General features: G+C 64.6%; 15 protein-coding genes. 11 read left to right on the top strand and 4 right to left on the bottom strand.

The annotated features are described in order from the left end of the window. Nucleotides 1-56: 56 nt before the first annotated feature. Both DXT59_RS09025 and DXT59_RS09030 read right to left on the bottom strand, forming a co-directional pair. Nucleotides 57-758: a hypothetical protein gene (locus tag DXT59_RS09025; protein ID WP_116136553.1), complete on the bottom strand. Its 702-nt coding sequence runs from the start codon at nt 756-758 to the stop codon at nt 57-59. 48 nt (nt 759-806) lie between these two features. Then, a complete protein-coding gene (locus DXT59_RS09030; RefSeq protein WP_162878005.1) occupies nt 807-1,307 on the bottom strand; it encodes a hypothetical protein in 501 nt (166 codons plus the stop codon). An 887-nt stretch (nt 1,308-2,194) separates the two neighbouring features. Between DXT59_RS09030 and DXT59_RS09040 the strand changes: the two genes are divergently transcribed. The 11 genes from DXT59_RS09040 (at nt 2,195) to DXT59_RS09090 (ending at nt 13,586) form a co-directional block, all read left to right on the top strand. Further along, the gene (locus tag DXT59_RS09040; protein WP_116136607.1) at nt 2,195-2,884 is read left to right on the top strand and encodes an ABC transporter permease; all 690 of its coding nucleotides are present in this window, start codon (nt 2,195-2,197) and stop codon (nt 2,882-2,884) included. A 16-nt stretch (nt 2,885-2,900) separates the two neighbouring features. After that, nucleotides 2,901-3,614: an ABC transporter permease gene (locus DXT59_RS09045; RefSeq protein ID WP_116136556.1), complete on the top strand. Its 714-nt coding sequence runs from the start codon at nt 2,901-2,903 to the stop codon at nt 3,612-3,614. A 45-nt stretch (nt 3,615-3,659) separates the two neighbouring features. Then, nucleotides 3,660-4,454 (top strand): ABC transporter ATP-binding protein, encoded by a 795-nt coding sequence (locus DXT59_RS09050; protein WP_116136557.1) that lies wholly within the window; start codon nt 3,660-3,662, stop codon nt 4,452-4,454. A gap of 58 nt (nt 4,455-4,512) precedes the next feature. Beyond that, entirely contained in the window at nt 4,513-5,565 is a 1,053-nt protein-coding gene (locus DXT59_RS09055; RefSeq protein ID WP_420823376.1) for a GlxA family transcriptional regulator, read from the top strand. Nucleotides 5,566-5,703: 138 nt separating this feature from the next. Next, nucleotides 5,704-6,939, top strand: a complete 1,236-nt coding sequence (locus DXT59_RS09060; RefSeq protein ID WP_116136558.1) for an aspartate aminotransferase family protein — start codon at nt 5,704-5,706, stop codon at nt 6,937-6,939. Between the two features lie 28 nt (nt 6,940-6,967). Further along, nucleotides 6,968-8,083, top strand: a complete 1,116-nt coding sequence (aruF, locus tag DXT59_RS09065; RefSeq protein WP_116136559.1) for an arginine/ornithine succinyltransferase subunit alpha — start codon at nt 6,968-6,970, stop codon at nt 8,081-8,083. Continuing rightward, nucleotides 8,080-9,117 carry an arginine N-succinyltransferase gene (gene astA, locus DXT59_RS09070; RefSeq protein ID WP_116136560.1) on the top strand — a complete coding sequence of 346 codons (1,038 nt, stop codon included), beginning with the start codon at nt 8,080-8,082 and terminating at the stop codon, nt 9,115-9,117. Before aruF ends, astA begins: the two co-directional genes overlap by 4 nt. Nucleotides 9,118-9,130: 13 nt before the next feature. After that, nucleotides 9,131-10,594 carry a succinylglutamate-semialdehyde dehydrogenase gene (gene astD, locus DXT59_RS09075; protein ID WP_116136561.1) on the top strand — a complete coding sequence of 488 codons (1,464 nt, stop codon included), beginning with the start codon at nt 9,131-9,133 and terminating at the stop codon, nt 10,592-10,594. 20 nt (nt 10,595-10,614) lie between these two features. Then, nucleotides 10,615-11,955: an N-succinylarginine dihydrolase gene (gene astB / locus DXT59_RS09080; RefSeq protein ID WP_116136562.1), complete on the top strand. Its 1,341-nt coding sequence runs from the start codon at nt 10,615-10,617 to the stop codon at nt 11,953-11,955. Then, entirely contained in the window at nt 11,939-12,997 is a 1,059-nt protein-coding gene (gene astE, locus DXT59_RS09085) for a succinylglutamate desuccinylase (RefSeq protein WP_116136563.1), read from the top strand. Before astB ends, astE begins: the two co-directional genes overlap by 17 nt. Before the next feature lie 151 nt (nt 12,998-13,148). Then, on the top strand, nt 13,149-13,586 hold the full coding sequence (locus DXT59_RS09090; RefSeq protein ID WP_116136564.1) for an Hsp20/alpha crystallin family protein: 438 nt from the start codon (nt 13,149-13,151) through the stop codon (nt 13,584-13,586). Between the two features lie 50 nt (nt 13,587-13,636). Here DXT59_RS09090 and DXT59_RS09095 read toward each other — a convergent pair whose 3' ends face one another. After that, nucleotides 13,637-15,403, bottom strand: coding sequence for an adenosylcobalamin-dependent ribonucleoside-diphosphate reductase (locus DXT59_RS09095; RefSeq protein ID WP_116136565.1), 1,767 nt, complete (start codon nt 15,401-15,403; stop codon nt 13,637-13,639). A 47-nt stretch (nt 15,404-15,450) separates the two neighbouring features. Then, complete coding sequence (locus DXT59_RS09100; protein WP_116136566.1) at nt 15,451-16,194, bottom strand: hypothetical protein; 744 nt, start codon at nt 16,192-16,194, stop codon at nt 15,451-15,453. Between the last annotated feature and the right edge of the window lie 113 nt (nt 16,195-16,307).

Here is a 16,307-nt window from a genome sequence, read left to right on the forward strand (position 1 = left end):
ATACGTTTACCGTTGGCCGGTGATCAGCACTACCACATCGTTACGCCAAACGGTCGTCACGATGTGGGAAAGCGCGAAATATCAGCGTTTCGCGAGCCCGGTGCGCCATCCCGATAGAAATAAATCACGGCGCTCTTGTCGCCGTAATCGAGCGCCCATTCGTTCAAGCATTGCAGGCGGCCGCAGGTGGCTTTATATGGAGTGCCGGGCTTGCCGAAGTCGGAACTGAGGATGCGGACGTTGCGCTCCGCAATTTCCACCTTCCCGTGTATTTCGGGACTGTCCTCGATGCCGAATTGAATGTGGTAGCTCAGTGCGGGCGTGCCGGTTCTCGTTGCGACGATTTGAAGCGTCACATGCTTGTCGTCGAACATGCCGCCGCATCCCGAAAGAATACCCTGCTGCTCCGTTACGTGGATCTCGCCGACGGAACCCGGCGGCAGCGACGAAAAATTGGCGCCGACGCCGCTGATGCACTGAGGCGAGACAAATTTGTCGCGAAGCACCAGCGTGTGCGTTCCCTTTGTATTGTCTAGCCTGATGATGTGGCTGTTCGGGCCTTTGTCGGAACGGCGCGATTCCGATTGCGCCGACTGCGGATTCTCGTTGTTCGTGATTGGGTTGTCGGTCGTTGGGTGGCCCTCCGCTCGGGTTCCCGCCGATGCCAGGACCAATGCGGTAAAAATCGATGCCGCCGCGAAACGCGATCGGTACCGATAGAGGGATGCCAGTGACGGAACTTGTTTGCGTAAAGCCATCTTACGACTTCTCCTAAAAGTTATTTCGCGTTTTCGCCGCTGACCGGTTCACTCGCGGTGGTACAGAAAGACGGTGCTGTTGCTGCCGGATAGGGGCACCCATTCATCCAGGCAAGCGTGACTGCCGCAGATTGCGGCGTATGGGGTTCCCGGTCTGGAAAATCGCGTGCTCGCAATACGGACGCGCCCCTCGTCGTCCATCTTCGGCTCCACACTGAATAGCACTTGATAACTGAGTGGGCTGCGTGCTGCATCGAGCGAGGCGACAGTCCACATGACATGCTTGGGCTCGCCTAGGCAGCCCGAGGGTTGGCTATCCCTGGCGTCTATGCGAATCTGCGCCGTCTCGCCTGGAGCGAGCGTAAAAACGTCGGGGGTGACCGTGGCGACGCATTGCCGTTGGCGCAGGTTCTCGCGGAACTCCAATGTCGCCGTCCCCTTAGCGTTGTCGAACGTGATCACGCGTTCGGCCGGCGGGCGCGCTTGCGGCGCCGATTCGTTCGTCGTTTGGTTCCCGCTAGGGGAGGCAATTTCGGCGCGGGTTGTCATCGAGATGCCGGCGAGTATTGCCGCCGCTAGCAGAATCGGCCTGCTGGGTTCGAGTGGGGAGAAAAATCCTAAGACTCGTTTTCTTCGATGCAGGATCATTGGAATGTCTCGCGGCTAACGTTTCGGGCTCGATTTGGGCTCGAGCGCCGGAAACAAGAGCGTCCCATTTCAACCGGTAAAGCGCTAGGTTATTGAGTCTGATTTCGCTGCTCGAATAGTCTGAAAATCCGGCTTAATTCGCGGAAGGGCACGATCGATGTCCGTTCCATAACGCACCAAGGAGTAACGGGCGCGGTACAGATGTTCCCTATGCGTGTAAACACGCTTTGCATTGAGGCCGTGTCTCGTCCTACATTTATGCCAACCGGACACGTCATTCGAATTAAATCGACACCGATTGAAGGCCAGACGACGCAGCGCCGCGCCGGCTACGGGGGGCGATCGAACGCCATGTGCACCGCACGGGCGGGCGATCGCAAGCCAAAGACGCAGCGCAAAGGGACGACGTCGTTCTGCCGGTGTCCGGCTTTTTGCCGACGATTTTTGCGTCGCGCGCCATGATGATTGCCGGCCGTTCACGCGAGTGACGGCCGGTTCTGTTTTTTGGGGCCCGCCGTGCCTTTCCTCGGCTCCAGGGCCATCCACGGACGCCGCGACGACGACCGCCGCGAATATCGAAAAAGCGACGCGAAATTTGCGCAATCGCCCCGGCCCGGCCGCCGCGTCATCGCGGGCGTAGCTTCGTTCGACGACGCGTCAGCACGCCTTCTCGGCTTGATCCCGGCAATGCTGCGCTGCAATATACCGGCCGCCGGCGTTTGAAAAAACAAATTTCGCTTGCGACTATCCGCGCCAGTCAGCAATCACATTCAAAGATGGAGACGCCCGTGTTCCTCTACGGCTTCGGCCCGATCCTTCTCGCCGGCGCGGTCAAAACGATCGAATTGTCGGTGCTTTCGCTGGCCGTCTCAGTGTTACTGGGGCTCGTCGGCGCGGTGGCGAAGCTGTCGCGCAACCGGGCGATATCGAGCGCCGCGACGCTTTACACCACGCTGATTCGCTCCGTGCCCGATCTCGTCCTGATGCTGCTGCTCTTTTACAGCATCCAAATCGCCGTCAATCAAATGACGGACGCCCTCGGCATGGAGCAGATCGACATCGATCCGTTCGTCGCCGGCGTGCTGACGCTCGGTTTCATTTACGGCGCTTATTTCACCGAGACGTTTCGCGGGGCGTTTCTCGCCGTGCCGCGCGGTCAACTGGAGGCGGGCAGTGCCTACGGCATGAGCGGCGTGCGCGTGTTCGCCCGCATCTTGTTTCCGCAGATGATGCGCTTTGCGCTGCCGGGCATCGGCAACAACTGGCAGGTGCTCGTGAAAGCGACGGCGCTCGTCTCGATCATCGGGCTGGCCGACGTCGTCAAAGCCGCCCAAGACGCCGGCAAGAGCACGTTCAATATGTTCTTTTTCATTCTCGTCGCGGCGTTGATCTATCTCGCGATCACGACGGTGTCGAACGTCGTGCTGCTCTGGCTCGAGAAGCGTTATTCCATCGGCGTGCGGCACGCCGAACTTTGATGGATGAGACCACCCCATGATCGAAATCCTCTCCCAATACGGCCGCGCGTTTCTGTATTACGACGGCCAGGGGCTCTCGGGCTTGGCCGTCACGCTTTGGCTGCTCGTTGCCTCGCTCGTGATCGGTTTTTGCATGGCCTTACCGCTGGCCGTCGCACGCGTGTCGAAGAACCGCTGGCTGTCCACGCCCGTGCGCTGCTACACGTACGTATTTCGCGGCACGCCGCTTTACGTCCAACTGCTGCTGATCTATAGCGGCGTCTACAGCCTGCAATTCATCCGTTCCCACGAGGTGCTGAACGAATTTTTCCGCAGCGGCCTGCATTGCGCGATTTTGGCCTTCGGCCTGAACACGGGCGCCTATACGACCGAGATCTTCGCCGGGGCGATTCGCGCGATCTCGCACGGCGAGGTGGAAGCGGCTCGGGCCTACGGGATGAGCCGCTGGACGATGTATCGCCGCGTCATTCTGCCCTCGGCGCTGCGCCGCGCGCTGCCGTTGTACAGTAATGAGGTCATCTTGATGCTGCATGCGACGACGGTGGCGTTCACGGCCACGGTGCCGGACGTGCTCAAGGTCGCCCGCGACGCCAATTCGGCCACATACATGTCGTTCCAGGCCTTCGGGATCGCCGCGCTGATCTATCTTGCGGTATCGTTCGCACTCGTCGCGGCGTTCCGGCGTGCCGAGCGGCACTGGCTGGCTTACCTGGCCGTCGGCCGGCATTGAAGCCGGCATTGATTCAAACGCCATCGATTCATACGGGAGAGCACGGTGCTCCAAGCGACTTCTCAATCCGCCGCCGCCAAACTCGCGGCGCTCGACATCCATAAGCGCTACGGCGACAACGAGGTCCTCAAAGGCGTCACATTGACGGCGAAGGCGGGCGACGTCATCAGCATCATCGGCGCGAGCGGCTCGGGCAAGAGCACGTTTTTACGTTGCATCAACTTCCTCGAGCGGCCGAACGCGGGAAGCATCGTCGTGGACGGCGAGACGGTCCGCACCAAAACGGATCGCGCCGGCAACCTCGAAGTGGCCGACCACAAGCAGCTCCAGCGCATTCGCACGAAGCTCTCGATGGTGTTCCAGCACTTCAATCTCTGGGCGCATATGAACGTGCTCGAAAACGTGATCGAGGCACCCGTGCACGTCCTTGGACTCTCCAAGCGCGAAGCCGAGGAACGCGCGCGCATGTATCTGGAGAAGGTGGGTCTCGCGCCGCGCCTTGAAAAGCAGTATCCGTCGCATCTGTCGGGCGGCCAGCAGCAGCGCGTGGCCATTGCGCGCGCGCTGGCGATGAATCCCGACGTCATGCTGTTCGACGAGCCCACGTCGGCGCTCGACCCCGAGCTCGTCGGCGAAGTGCTGAAGGTCATGCAAAAGCTGGCCGAGGAAGGACGCACGATGATCGTCGTCACGCACGAGATGGGCTTCGCGCGCAACGTCTCCAATCACGTGATGTTCCTGCACCAGGGGCGCACCGAGGAAGAGGGCGATCCGTCGGTCGTTCTGGCTCAACCGAACAGCGAGCGCCTGAAGCAATTCTTGTCCGGCAGTCTGAAGTAACGGCATGCAAGGCGGCATGACGGTCGTGGCTTCGGTTTTCACTGAGCGCGAGGGCTAAATGGTGGCGCGCGTGCAAGCCGGTCCGGCGAGGACGACGCAAGTGGCGATCGTCGCGTTGCCGCCCGTGTCGATGTCGGGCCTCGCCCCGATCGTCGATGCGCTGCGCCTGGCCAACGAGATCGACGGCCGTGCGCTCTACCACTGGCGCGTGCTGTCTTGGGACGGGCGTGCCGTGCCGCTCGCGGGCGGCGCCACGCTGCCGGCCGACGATGCCTTCGGCGACGGGCTGTCGTGCGACTGGCTCATCGTGTTGGCCGAGCGCTTTCAACAATTCGCCGATTACCGGCTCTTTCTCGCATCGCTCGCGCGCGTCGGGCAACGCACGCCGCTCGTCACCGGCATCCATCACGGCGTGTGGTGGCTCGCGATGGCGGGGCAGTTGTCCGGCTACCGCGTCAGCGTGAACTGGGAAACGTACCAGCAGTTCGCGGAGCAATTCGAGCGCTCGATCGTGACCCAGCAGATCTTCGAAATCGACCGCGATCGCGCTACGTGCGCGGGCGGCCTGGCCAGCGTCGATTTCATGCTCGCCATGATCGCGCGCGAACAAGGTCCCGAACTCGCCGAGCGCATCGCCGATGCACTGGGCGTGGGTGTCCTGCGCTCGGGCGAGGAGCGCCAACGCATCCCGTACGTGACCGCGCCCGGCGAGCGGCATCCGCGTTTGAACGACGCCCTGCAACTGATGGAGGCGAACATCGAGGACCCTTTGACGACGGACGACATCGCCAATCTCGTCGGCGTCTCGCGCCGGCAGCTCGAGCGGCTGTTCCGCCAGTATCTGGGCTCGATGCCGTCGAAGTATTACCTCGGCTTGCGGCTCGCCAAGGCGCGCATGCAATTGCAGCGAACGAGCAAGTCGATCGTGCAGGTGAGTCTCGCGTGCGGATTTTCGTCGGCCGCGCACTTTTCGAATGCCTACCGCGAGCGTTTCGGCGTGACGCCGCGCGAGGAGCGCCGCAACTGGATCGCCAAACAGCACGGAGCAGGCGTGGCTTATGCGGGCGAACCTCGCGCGGGCGCACTGATCGAGCCGCCCGATCGCGACTGACGAACGCGATAGATCGCGTCGCGCCCACGCAAGACGCCGCGACGATCCTTTTCTAAACTAACGTTTATTGCCCTGGCAAGTGACCCGGTACCTCGGAGCGGGTCGAAGGGGCGCCCACTCATCCCCAGAGGACCCGCCATGAACGATATCGCAGTGAACCGCCAGACTTTCGACGAAGTCATGGTGCCGGTATTTTCGCCCGCCTCCTTCGTGCCGGCTCGCGGCAAAGGTTCGCGCGTTTGGGATACGCAGGGCCGCGATTACGTCGACTTCACGGGCGGTATCGCCGTGACGGGGCTGGGACACGCGCATCCGGAACTCGTACGCGTGCTGCAAAGCCAGGGCGAGACGTTGTGGCACGTCAGCAACGCCTATACGAACGAGCCGGTCTTGCGTCTGGCCAAGCGGCTCGAATCGCTGACGTTCGCCGATCGCGCGTTCTTCGCCAACTCGGGCGCCGAGGCCAACGAAGCCGCGCTCAAGCTCGCCCGCCGCGTTGCGATCGAGCGCCACGGCCCGGAAAAAATCGAAATCGTGTCGTTCAAACAATCGTTCCACGGCCGCACCTTCTTTACGGTCAGCGTGGGCGGTCAACCTAAATATGCCGAGGGTTTCGGTCCGGTACCGGCCGGCATCGTTCATCTGGCGTACAACGACATCGAGGCGGCGCGCGCGGCGATCGGCCCGAAGACGTGCGCGGTGATCGTCGAGCCGATCCAGGGCGAGGGCGGCGTCATTCCGGCCGACCCGGCGTTCTTGCGCGCGCTGCGCGAAGCCTGCGACGCGCACGGCGCGCTGCTCATTTTCGACGAAGTGCAAACGGGCGTCGGCCGCACGGGCGCGTTCTACGCGTATATGGACACGGGCGTCACGCCCGACATCCTGACGACGGCCAAGGCGCTCGGCAATGGTTTCCCGATCGGCGCGATGCTGACGACCAACGAGATCGCCGCGCATTTCAAGGTCGGCGTGCACGGCACGACCTACGGCGGCAATCCGCTCGGCGCGGCCGTGGCCGATAAGGTCGTCGAACTCGTCAGCGATCCGGCGTTGCTCGAAGGCGTCAAGCAACGCGGCGCGCAGATCACGGCCAAGCTCGGCGAAATCAACGGGCGCTTCGGCCTGTTCAAGCAAGTGCGCGGCAAGGGGCTCTTGATCGGCGCCGAATTGACGGCGGCCTACGAAGGCCGCGCGAAAGACTTCGTGAACGCGGCGGCCGCGCACGGCGTGATGCTGTTGATCGCGGGCCCGAACGTGCTGCGCTTCGCGCCTTCGCTCGTGATCCCGGAGGAGGACCTGAACGAGGGCTTCGCACGGCTCGTGAAAGCGATCGAGGAAGTCGTCGGCGCCACGGCGGACGCGCAATCCCGCTGATCCTCGTGCAACGGCCAAGGAAACCACCATGCTCTTCGTCCGCCCAGGCAGGCTTTCCGATCTCGATGCGCTCGCGCAGATGGCGCTTGCGGCCCGGCCCGTGTTGCATTCGCTGCCGCACGACCGCCGCGAGCTCGAAGCGCGCGTCGCGCTGTCCGAGGATTCGTTTCGCGCCGACGTCGACTTCCCGGGCGAGGAGTTCTATCTCTTCGTGCTCGAGGACAGCGCATCGGGCAAGCTGCTCGGCACCGCCAGCATCGTCGCGGCCGCCGGCTATGCCGAACCGTTTTACGTCTTCCGCAACGATGCGCTGATCCATGCTTCGCGCGAGCTGCATGTCAATCGCAAGATCCACGCGCTCACGATGTCGCACGAGTTGACCGGAAAGAGCCGGCTCGCCGGCTTCTATATCGATCGCGCGGCGACGGGGGCCGGCGACGCCGCGGCACATTTGCTCTCTCGCGCGCGGATGATGTATATGGCCGCCAACCGGCGGCGCTTCACGCCGGAAGTCTTCTCGCTGCTACTCGGCGTCACCGATGAAGCCGGGACGTCGCCGTTCTGGGAAGCCGTGGGCCGCAAGTTTTTCGGGCGCGACTTCGCGCAAATCGAAATCGCGTCGGGCGGGCGCAGCCGCACGTTCATCGCCGAGGTGATGCCCACGTATCCGCTGTATGTACCGCTGTTGCCCGAGCCGGCGCAGCGCGTGATCGGCGAGCCGGACGCGAAGGCGCTGCTGTCCTACGACATCCATCTCGAGGAAGGCTTCGAGCCCGATCGTTTCGTCGATATCTTCGATGCGGGTCCGGTGTTGACCGCGCAGATCGATCGCAGCGCCTGCGTCGTGTCGAACGAAACGCGCACGGTACGCGAGGCCGGCAGCAAGAGCGCCGCGCATTCGCGTGCCTACCTCGTGTCGAGCCATCGCGCGGGCGACTTCCGCTGCGTCCTGGCCGATCTGCCCGACGGCCGGGCGCTGGATGCCCCGCTCACGGGACCGGTACGCGCCGCGCTCGACGTCGTACACGGCGATACCGTACGCTGCGTGCCGCTGCATCGCGGTGTGGGGAACGACGCCGGCGACGATGCAACCTTCGGCGCGCTCGCGGCCGACCAATCGAAACCTACCGGAGAGCAGCGATGATCGTCGTTCGCGCCGTCAAGACAGACGACCTCGATGCGCTCGTCTCGCTCGCGGGGGAAACGGGCCCCGGCTTGACGACCTTCAAGCCCGATCGCGACGCGCTGTCCGCGCGCATCGTGCGCGCGCAGCGGACCATGCGAGGAGAAGCGGCGCCGCACGAAGCGGGCTATTTCTTCGTGATGGAAGACGCGGCGACGCGTGACGTCGCGGGCGTGTGCGGTATCGAAGTGCAAGTCGGGCTCGAGCAGCCGTTCTACAACTACCGCGTCAGCACGGTCGTGCATGCGAGCCAGGAACTCGGCGTCTGGACCAAGATGTCGCTGCTCAATATCTCGCACGACCTCACGGGCTATGCGGAAGTGTGCTCGCTGTTTCTGTCGCCGCGTTACCGCGCGCATGGCGTGGGCGGCTTGCTCTCGCGCTCGCGCTTCATGTTCATCGCGCAGTTTCGCGAGTGTTTCCCCGAGCGCCTTTGTGCGGAGTTGCGCGGCCACTTCGACGCGGACGGCACGTCGCCGTTTTGGCGCGCGGTCGGCTCGCATTTTTATCAGATCGATTTCAACGCAGCGGATTATCTGAGCGCGCACGGACGCAAGTCGTTCCTCGCGGAGTTGATGCCGCGCTATCCCGTCTACGCCGATCTGCTGCCTAGCGAGGCGCAAGCGGTGATCGGGCTCACGCATCGCGACACGGCGCCGGCGCGCAAGATGCTCGAAGCCGAAGGCTTGCGGTATCAAAACCATGTCGATATTTTCGACGCGGGCCCCGTGCTCGAATGCCATATCAACGACTTGCGCACCGTGCGGGAGAGCGAGGTCGTGCCGGTCGTCGTAGGGCCGGTGAGCGTCGAGGCGGGTGCGCAAGGCGCGCGCTCGCTCGTCTCCAATTTGTCGATGGCGGGCTTTCGCGTAGGCGTTGCGCCGGGAGTCGTCACGGATGGGGCGATGCGCCTGTCGGCCGAGGACGCGGCCGCGCTCGAGGTGGGCGACGGCGATCGCGTGCGCGTGTTGGCGCTGAGCAAGAAGAATCAGTAAGGACCGAAACAACATGAGCGAACTTTTTATCGACGGACAATGGTGCGAGGCCGGCGGCCCGGCTTTCGTATCGCGCAACCCCGGAACGGGTGCGGTGGTGTGGGAAGGCAAGAGCGCCTCGGGGACGGACGTCGACCGCGCCGTGGCCGGCGCGCGCCGCGCGTTCGGCGCGTGGTCGGCGTTGCCGCTCGAGGCGCGCATCGAGATCGTCCAACGGTTCGCGGCGCTCTTGACCGAGCGTAAGGAAAGCATTGCCCACGCGATCGGGCGCGAAACCGGCAAGCCGCTGTGGGAAGCGCGCACCGAAGTCGCCGCCATGGCGGCGAAGGTGGGCATCTCGATCACGGCCTATCACGAGCGCACGGGCGAGAAGCGCATGCCGATGGCGGACGGCACCGCCGTCTTGCGGCATCGTCCGCATGGCGTCGTGGCCGTATTCGGGCCGTACAACTTCCCGGGCCATCTGCCCAACGGTCATATCGTGCCCGCGCTGATCGCGGGCAACACGGTCGTGTTCAAGCCGTCGGAACTTGCGCCGGACGTCGCGCGCGCCACGGTGGAGGTTTGGCGCGAGGCCGGCCTGCCGGCGGGCGTGCTCAACCTCGTGCAGGGCGAGAAGGACACCGGGGTGGCGCTCGCCAATCATCGGCAGATCGACGGGCTGTTTTTCACGGGCAGCTCCGATACGGGCACGCTGCTGCACAAGCAGTTCGGCGGGCGGCCCGAGATCGTGCTCGCGCTCGAGATGGGGGGCAACAATCCGCTGATCGTCGCAGACGTCGAGGATCTCGATGCCGCCGTGCACCATACGATCCAATCGGCCTATCTGTCCGCGGGCCAGCGCTGCACCTGCGCGCGACGCATCTTCGTGCCGCAAGGCGCGTTCGGCGATCGGTTCCTCGCACGGTTCACCGAAGTCAGCTCGCGTATCGCCTACGGTTTGTACGATGCCGAGCCGCAGCCGTTCATGGGCGCCGTCGTTTCGGCGCGCGCGGCGGCGAAGCTCGTCGAGGCGCAAAAGCGGCTCGTCGAGGCGGGCGCGCGAGCGCTCCTGAAAATGGAACAACGCGACGAGGGCTTGGGTTTCGTAAGCCCGGCGATCCTCGACGTGACCGACGTCGCCGATCTACCCGACGAAGAACATTTCGGGCCGCTGGCGCAAGTCGTGCGCTACGCGGATTTCGACGAAGCGATCGCGCGCGCGAACGACACGGTCTACGGCCTCTCGGCCGGATTGCTGGCCGACGACGAAGCGCGCTGGACGCAGTTTCATCGTTCGATTCGCGCGGGGGTCGTCAATTGGAACCGGCCGACCAACGGCGCGTCGTCGGCGGCGCCGTTCGGCGGCACGGGCCGCTCGGGCAATCATCGGCCGAGCGCCTATTACGCGGCCGATTATTGCGCCTATCCGATGGCCTCGGTCGAAAGCACGCAACTCACGATGCCCGCGAGCGTTTCGCCGGGTCTTCAATTCTAAGGATAGATGAAGGATCGACGATGCAAGCACGGGAAGCCAATTTCGACGGACTCGTAGGTCCGACGCACAACTACGCGGGGCTGTCGTTCGGCAACGTGGCGTCGCAAACGAACGAGAAATCGATCGCCAATCCGCTCGCCGCCGCCAAACAAGGTTTGCGCAAGATGAAGCAACTGGCCGACCTCGGCTTCTTGCAAGGCGTATTGCCGCCGCAAGAGCGGCCGTCGCTGCGGCTGCTGCGCGAACTCGGCTTCTCGGGCTCCGATGAGCGGGTGATCGAGCGCGCGGCCAAGGACGCGCCCGAGCTGCTCGCCGCGGCAAGTTCGGCCTCCGCGATGTGGACGGCCAACGCGGCCACGGTCAGCCCGTCGGCCGATACGCAAGATGGGCGCGTGCACTTCACGCCGGCCAACCTGACGAGCAAGCTTCACCGCGCGATCGAGCACGAGGCGACGCGCCGCACGCTGTCGGCGATCTTCGCCGATCCGGCGCGCTTCGCCGTGCACGAGGCGTTGCCGGGCACCCCCGCGCTCGGCGACGAAGGCGCCGCGAACCATACGCGCTTTTGCGGGCAGTACGGCGAACGCGGCGTGGAGTTCTTCGTTTATGGGCGCAGCGAGTACCGGCGTGGCCCCGAACCCGTCAAGTATCCGGCGCGGCAGACGTTCGAAGCGAGCCGTGCCGTCGCGCAGCGGCATGGGCTGGGGGAGGAGAGTACCGTCTACGCGCAACAGCGTCCCGACGTCATCGACGCGGGTGTCTTTCATAACGACGTCATCGCGGTGGGCAACCGGCAAACGCTGTTTTGTCACGAGCGGGCATTCGTCGAACAAAGCGCCGTGTACGATCAGTTGCGCGCGCAACTAGCGCGCACGGGCGCGCAGTTGAACGTGATCGAGGTGCCCGATGCGCGAGTGAGCGTCGGCGATGCCGTGTCTTCGTATTTGTTCAATAGCCAGTTGCTGACACGGCCCGACGGACGCGACGTGCTCGTCGTTCCGCAGGAATGCCGCGAGAATCCGAACGTGGCGGCTTATCTCGACGATCTCGTCAGCGGGTCGGGGCCGATCGACGACGTGCTCGTGTTCGATTTGCGCGAAAGCATGAAAAACGGCGGTGGCCCCGCTTGCTTGCGCCTGCGTGTGGTGTTGACCGAGGCGGAACGTGGCGCCGTGGCGCCGGGCGTGTGGATCGACGATACGCTGTTCGCGCGGCTCGATGCCTGGATCGGCAAACACTATCGCGACCGCCTCGCGCCGAGCGACCTCGCCGATCCGAGCTTGCTGCTCGAATCGCGCACCGCGCTCGACGAGTTGACGCAGATCCTGGGCCTCGGCTCGCTCTATGACTTTCAGCGCTGAGCCGGCGATGTTCGCCGATTTCCTGGCGTATACGTTGTCGGGCGCGCGCCCCGATCCCGGGCAGGCGCAGGGCGAGATCGCGGGCGGCGTGCGCTATCGGTGGCTCGACGACGGTGTCGTCGAGCTTACGCCGCACTTGCCGCGTGCGACCGGCGATAGGCAGCCCTTGCCGAGCGTGCTCGTCTCGGCCGGCGTGCATGGGGACGAAACGGCACCGATCGAGTTGCTCTCGCGGATGCTGGCCGATATCGCCCGCGGCGATCTGCCGCTGGCCTGCCGTTTGGGTGTGGTTTTAGGCAATGTGGCGGCCATGCGAGCCGGTTGCCGGTACCTCGACGACGATCTGAACCGGCTATTTTGCGGACGGCACGCGCAACTCGGTGAGAGTCGCGAGGCGCCGCGCGCGCGCGCGCTCGAAGCGGCGGCCGCGCAATTCTTCGCGGACGCGTCCGGCGATGCGCGCTTGCGTTGGCATATCGACATGCATACGGCGATTCGAGCCTCGGTGTTCGAGCGCTTCGCGCTGCTGCCGCATACGGGCAACCCGCCTTCTCGCGCAATGTTCGAATGGCTGGCCCACGCGCGTATCGAAGCGGTATTGCTGCATACGGCAAAGGGCAATACCTATACGCATTTCACCGCGGAGTCGTTCGGGGCCAACGCCTGCACGCTCGAACTCGGCAAAGTGAGGCCGTTCGGCGAGAACGACTTGACGCGTTTCGCGGCGGCCGATGCGGCCGTGCGCGCGCTCGTCTCGGGTTCGGGCGAAGAGGACGCGGCACCGATGCCGCGCGTGTTCACCGTGATTGGCCAGATCACGAAGCATAGCGACGCGTTCGAGCTTTTCATGGCGGACGACGTCTCGAACTTCACGCCTTTCGCGCACGGCACCGTGCTCGCGCGAGACGGCGACTACCGGTATACGGTGACGCACGACGAAGAGCGAATCGTGTTCCCGAACCGTACCGTGAAGCCTGGATTGCGAGCGGGCCTGACCGTCGTCGAGATGACGCAAGAAACGTTGGCGGGGCTGCGGCGGTAAGGGGTAAGGGGCGGCAACGCGCATCCCATGCTGCCCCGTTGACGCAAATCAATGGCGCTTTTGCAGCGCGTCCTACAGTGAGTCAAGCGAAGTGCGTGGTGCCGGAAGGCGCGCACGCTCGCTTGTCCTCTTAACTTTAGGAGCGAATGCAATGAGCAATGTGACGCGTTACGACCCGTTCTCGATCGAATCGATTCCCGATCTGTTCCAAGGCTTTTTCCGTCCGATGCGTTCGTTGGCCTTGCATAACGGCGATATGCCGCTCGCGGACGTCAAGATCGACGTGACCGAATCGGATACCGCCTATACGGTGAAGGCCGAGATGCCGGGCGTCGACAAGAAGGACATCGATGTGAAGATCGACGGCAACGTTGTATCGATTAGCGCGAAAGCCGAGCGCAACAAGGAATTGAAAGAAGGCGAGCGCGTGATTCGCAGCGAGCGCTATTCGGGCATGATCAGCAGGTCGTTCTCGTTGGAGAGCGATATCGATGAAGCCGGCGCTGCCGCGAGCTATCAAGACGGCGTGCTCTCGCTGAGCCTGCCGAAGAAGACGACGACCGCGAAAAAGCATCTGCAAATCAACTGAGGTTTCGAAGCGGGTATGGGCGGCGGCGCGACCGGCGTCGCTGCCGCGCTTTAGCAAGTCGGACAGCGCGGCGTCAACACCGCCTCGAGTTTCGGATCCGGACGAAACACCGTAATGCCCTTGAGCCGCGCTTTCCATGCGGCGAAGAGCAGCGTATCGACTTGCGCGTCGTAAGCGCCGGAGTCGATCGTCACGGTCTTCGAAATCGCCGCATCGACGAATGGCTGCAAAGCGGCCAGCATCGAGACATGCTCGAGCGCGCCGATCTCCCGCGCGCGGCGAAAGTAGCCGGGCAAAGGCGCTTGCGCGCCATATATCGCGTGGTAAAGCCGGTGCGCGTGATTCTCGACGCGATAGACGCGTGCCTCGCGACCGCCCAAGCGCACCGCGCGGCCATACACCCAATCGTAGGCAGGCTCGATACCGTTCGAACAGTTATCGGCCAACGCCAGACTGACGCTTCCGGTCGGGGCAAACGACAGCAAGTGGCTGTTGCGCAGACCGTGCCGGGCAATCGCGACTCGCACCGGCTCCGGCAGACGCGAACCAAAGCTACCGGGCGCGAGGTGGTAGGCGGCATCGAATAGCGGATAAGGACCGCGCTCGGCGGCGATCTCACTCGACGCCGCGTAGGCATGATCGCGTATGCAGGCAGCGATGCGAGCGGCGAGCGCGCGCGCGGGCGGCGCGTCGTAGGGCAAGCGCATCATCGCGAGTGCATCGGCGAGACCGGTGACGCCCACGCCGATACGCCGCTTGGACAGCGCCTCGCGCGCTTGAGCCGCCAACGGCCAGCGTGTGGCGGTAATGACGTTGTCGAGCAAGCGCACTTGCGTGCGTACTAGGCTGGCGAGCCGCGCGTAATCGAAGCATGGCTCGCCATCGGCGCCGAACGGGTGATGCACGAGCCGCGAGAGGTCGATCGGTCCGAGCACACAACTGCCCCATGCGGGTAACGGTTGTTCGCCGCAGGGATTGGTCGCGTCGATCGTTTCGATCGGCGCGAGGACGTTCGCTGCGTTGATCGTGTCGATGAAAAGGAGCCCCGGTTCGGCGCTCTCGCGCGCGCATTCGACGATATCCCGCCACAACATGCGAGCGCCGATCTGCGTGTAGACGTAGGCGCCGTCCGCGCGCCGCGAAGACGCGGCACGCGGGCGGGTAGGCTTTGCGTGATGCGCGAGCGTCCACGGCGCATCGTCGGCGACCGCGCTCATGAAGGCATCGGTGACGGCAACGGATACGTTGAAGGTAGGCCAACGCGTCCTGCCGCGTTTGGCGCGCACGAACGCGACGAGATCGGGATGATCGCAACGCAGTACCGCCATCTGAGCCCCATGCCGCGCGCCTGCGAACGTCAGCCGCCGGCATGCTTCGTCGAAGCGGTCGACGACCGGGCAGACACCGCCCGAGGACGACCCGGACTCGCCGAGCGCGGGCGCGATAGCCGAGAAATCGTAGCCCACGCCGCCGCCCATCGATAGCGTCGCGCGCGCATCGCTCAGCGCCCGTTCGATATCGTCCGCAAGCGCGACGCGTCGTTGCGGCGGGCATAACGGTTGGACGAAACAATTGACCATCGTCCCCGGTTGCGTTGTTCCGGCATTGGCCATGATGCGTCCGGCCCCGATCGCACCGCGGAGCATATTGCGGTAGAACCGGGCCGCGACGCGGTTGCGCAGCGGCTCGGGCTCCACGGCGGCGAGCGCGAGCGCGACGCGCCGGAAGACGTCGCGGCGATCGCTCTCGCCCGGGGCGAGATAGCGGTCGGCGAGCACGGAAGCGCAGATCGATTGCGCGGTGTCGCGGCGTGACATGGCTGCGGGCGGCGCTGGGCGAGAGGTCGATGACCGGCGCGTGTGCTTTATTGATCCGGCACGACGGCTAGCCATCCCTCCGGGCAATACGTGACATAGGGGTAGTACTGTCCGGCCGATTGGCAGTAGTACCAATAGGGGCTGGTCTCGTCGGGGCCATAGAGTACCTCGCCCGGGATGAAGGGATCCGGATAGGGATAGACGGGCTGCGGATAGAAGTACCAAAGGCCGCCCACTACCCACCACCACCCGAAGCGTCCATCGTGGTGTGAGTGATGCCAGCGGCCCCGGCGCCATACGCGTGCGTCTTGGTCGACGAAGCGATGCATATCGCCGCGATACGGAACTGGGACGGCACCGAGCGCGCGCGGCGCGCGCTCGATCGGTCCGCCCGGTACGACGTGCGGCGCGATGCCCGGCGCGTGCGGCCGATCGAACCGGGGCGCGGCTTGAGCGTTATCGCGCGGAGGATTGAGCTGGGGGCTGAACGACGGATTGCCGCGCTGCGGCATCGCCGGAGCGGGCCCGCCCGGCTGCTGCACGAAGGCGGGGTTGCGAGGCGCATTGCCGGGCGCCATGCCTGGCACCATGCCGGGCAGCGGGCGCGTCACGCCGGCCGGAGGTGGCCCGGCCCCGGGCCCGCCCGGCCCCCTTTGACCCGGTGCGTGCGCTTCGGTATGCGGTCCGACGGCCGATTCGTGTCCGAGTGGCCGTTCCTGCGCGGGCGCGGCCCCCATGCCTGCGGCGGCGCTCCCGGCAATGACGAACGCAATGAAGGTCTTGGCGGACATGACACTCTCCCTGCAAACAGCGGTTGCCTCCCTTCCAGGATAGGCGCTGGCGCGAAACCGCGATTGACGGCCGTCAACGGCACGAGCGTGCGTGGCTTCCCGCCTATCGCCGG

This window comes from Trinickia diaoshuihuensis (assembly GCF_003390925.1).
Taxonomy (GTDB): Bacteria; Pseudomonadota; Gammaproteobacteria; order Burkholderiales; family Burkholderiaceae; genus Trinickia; species Trinickia diaoshuihuensis.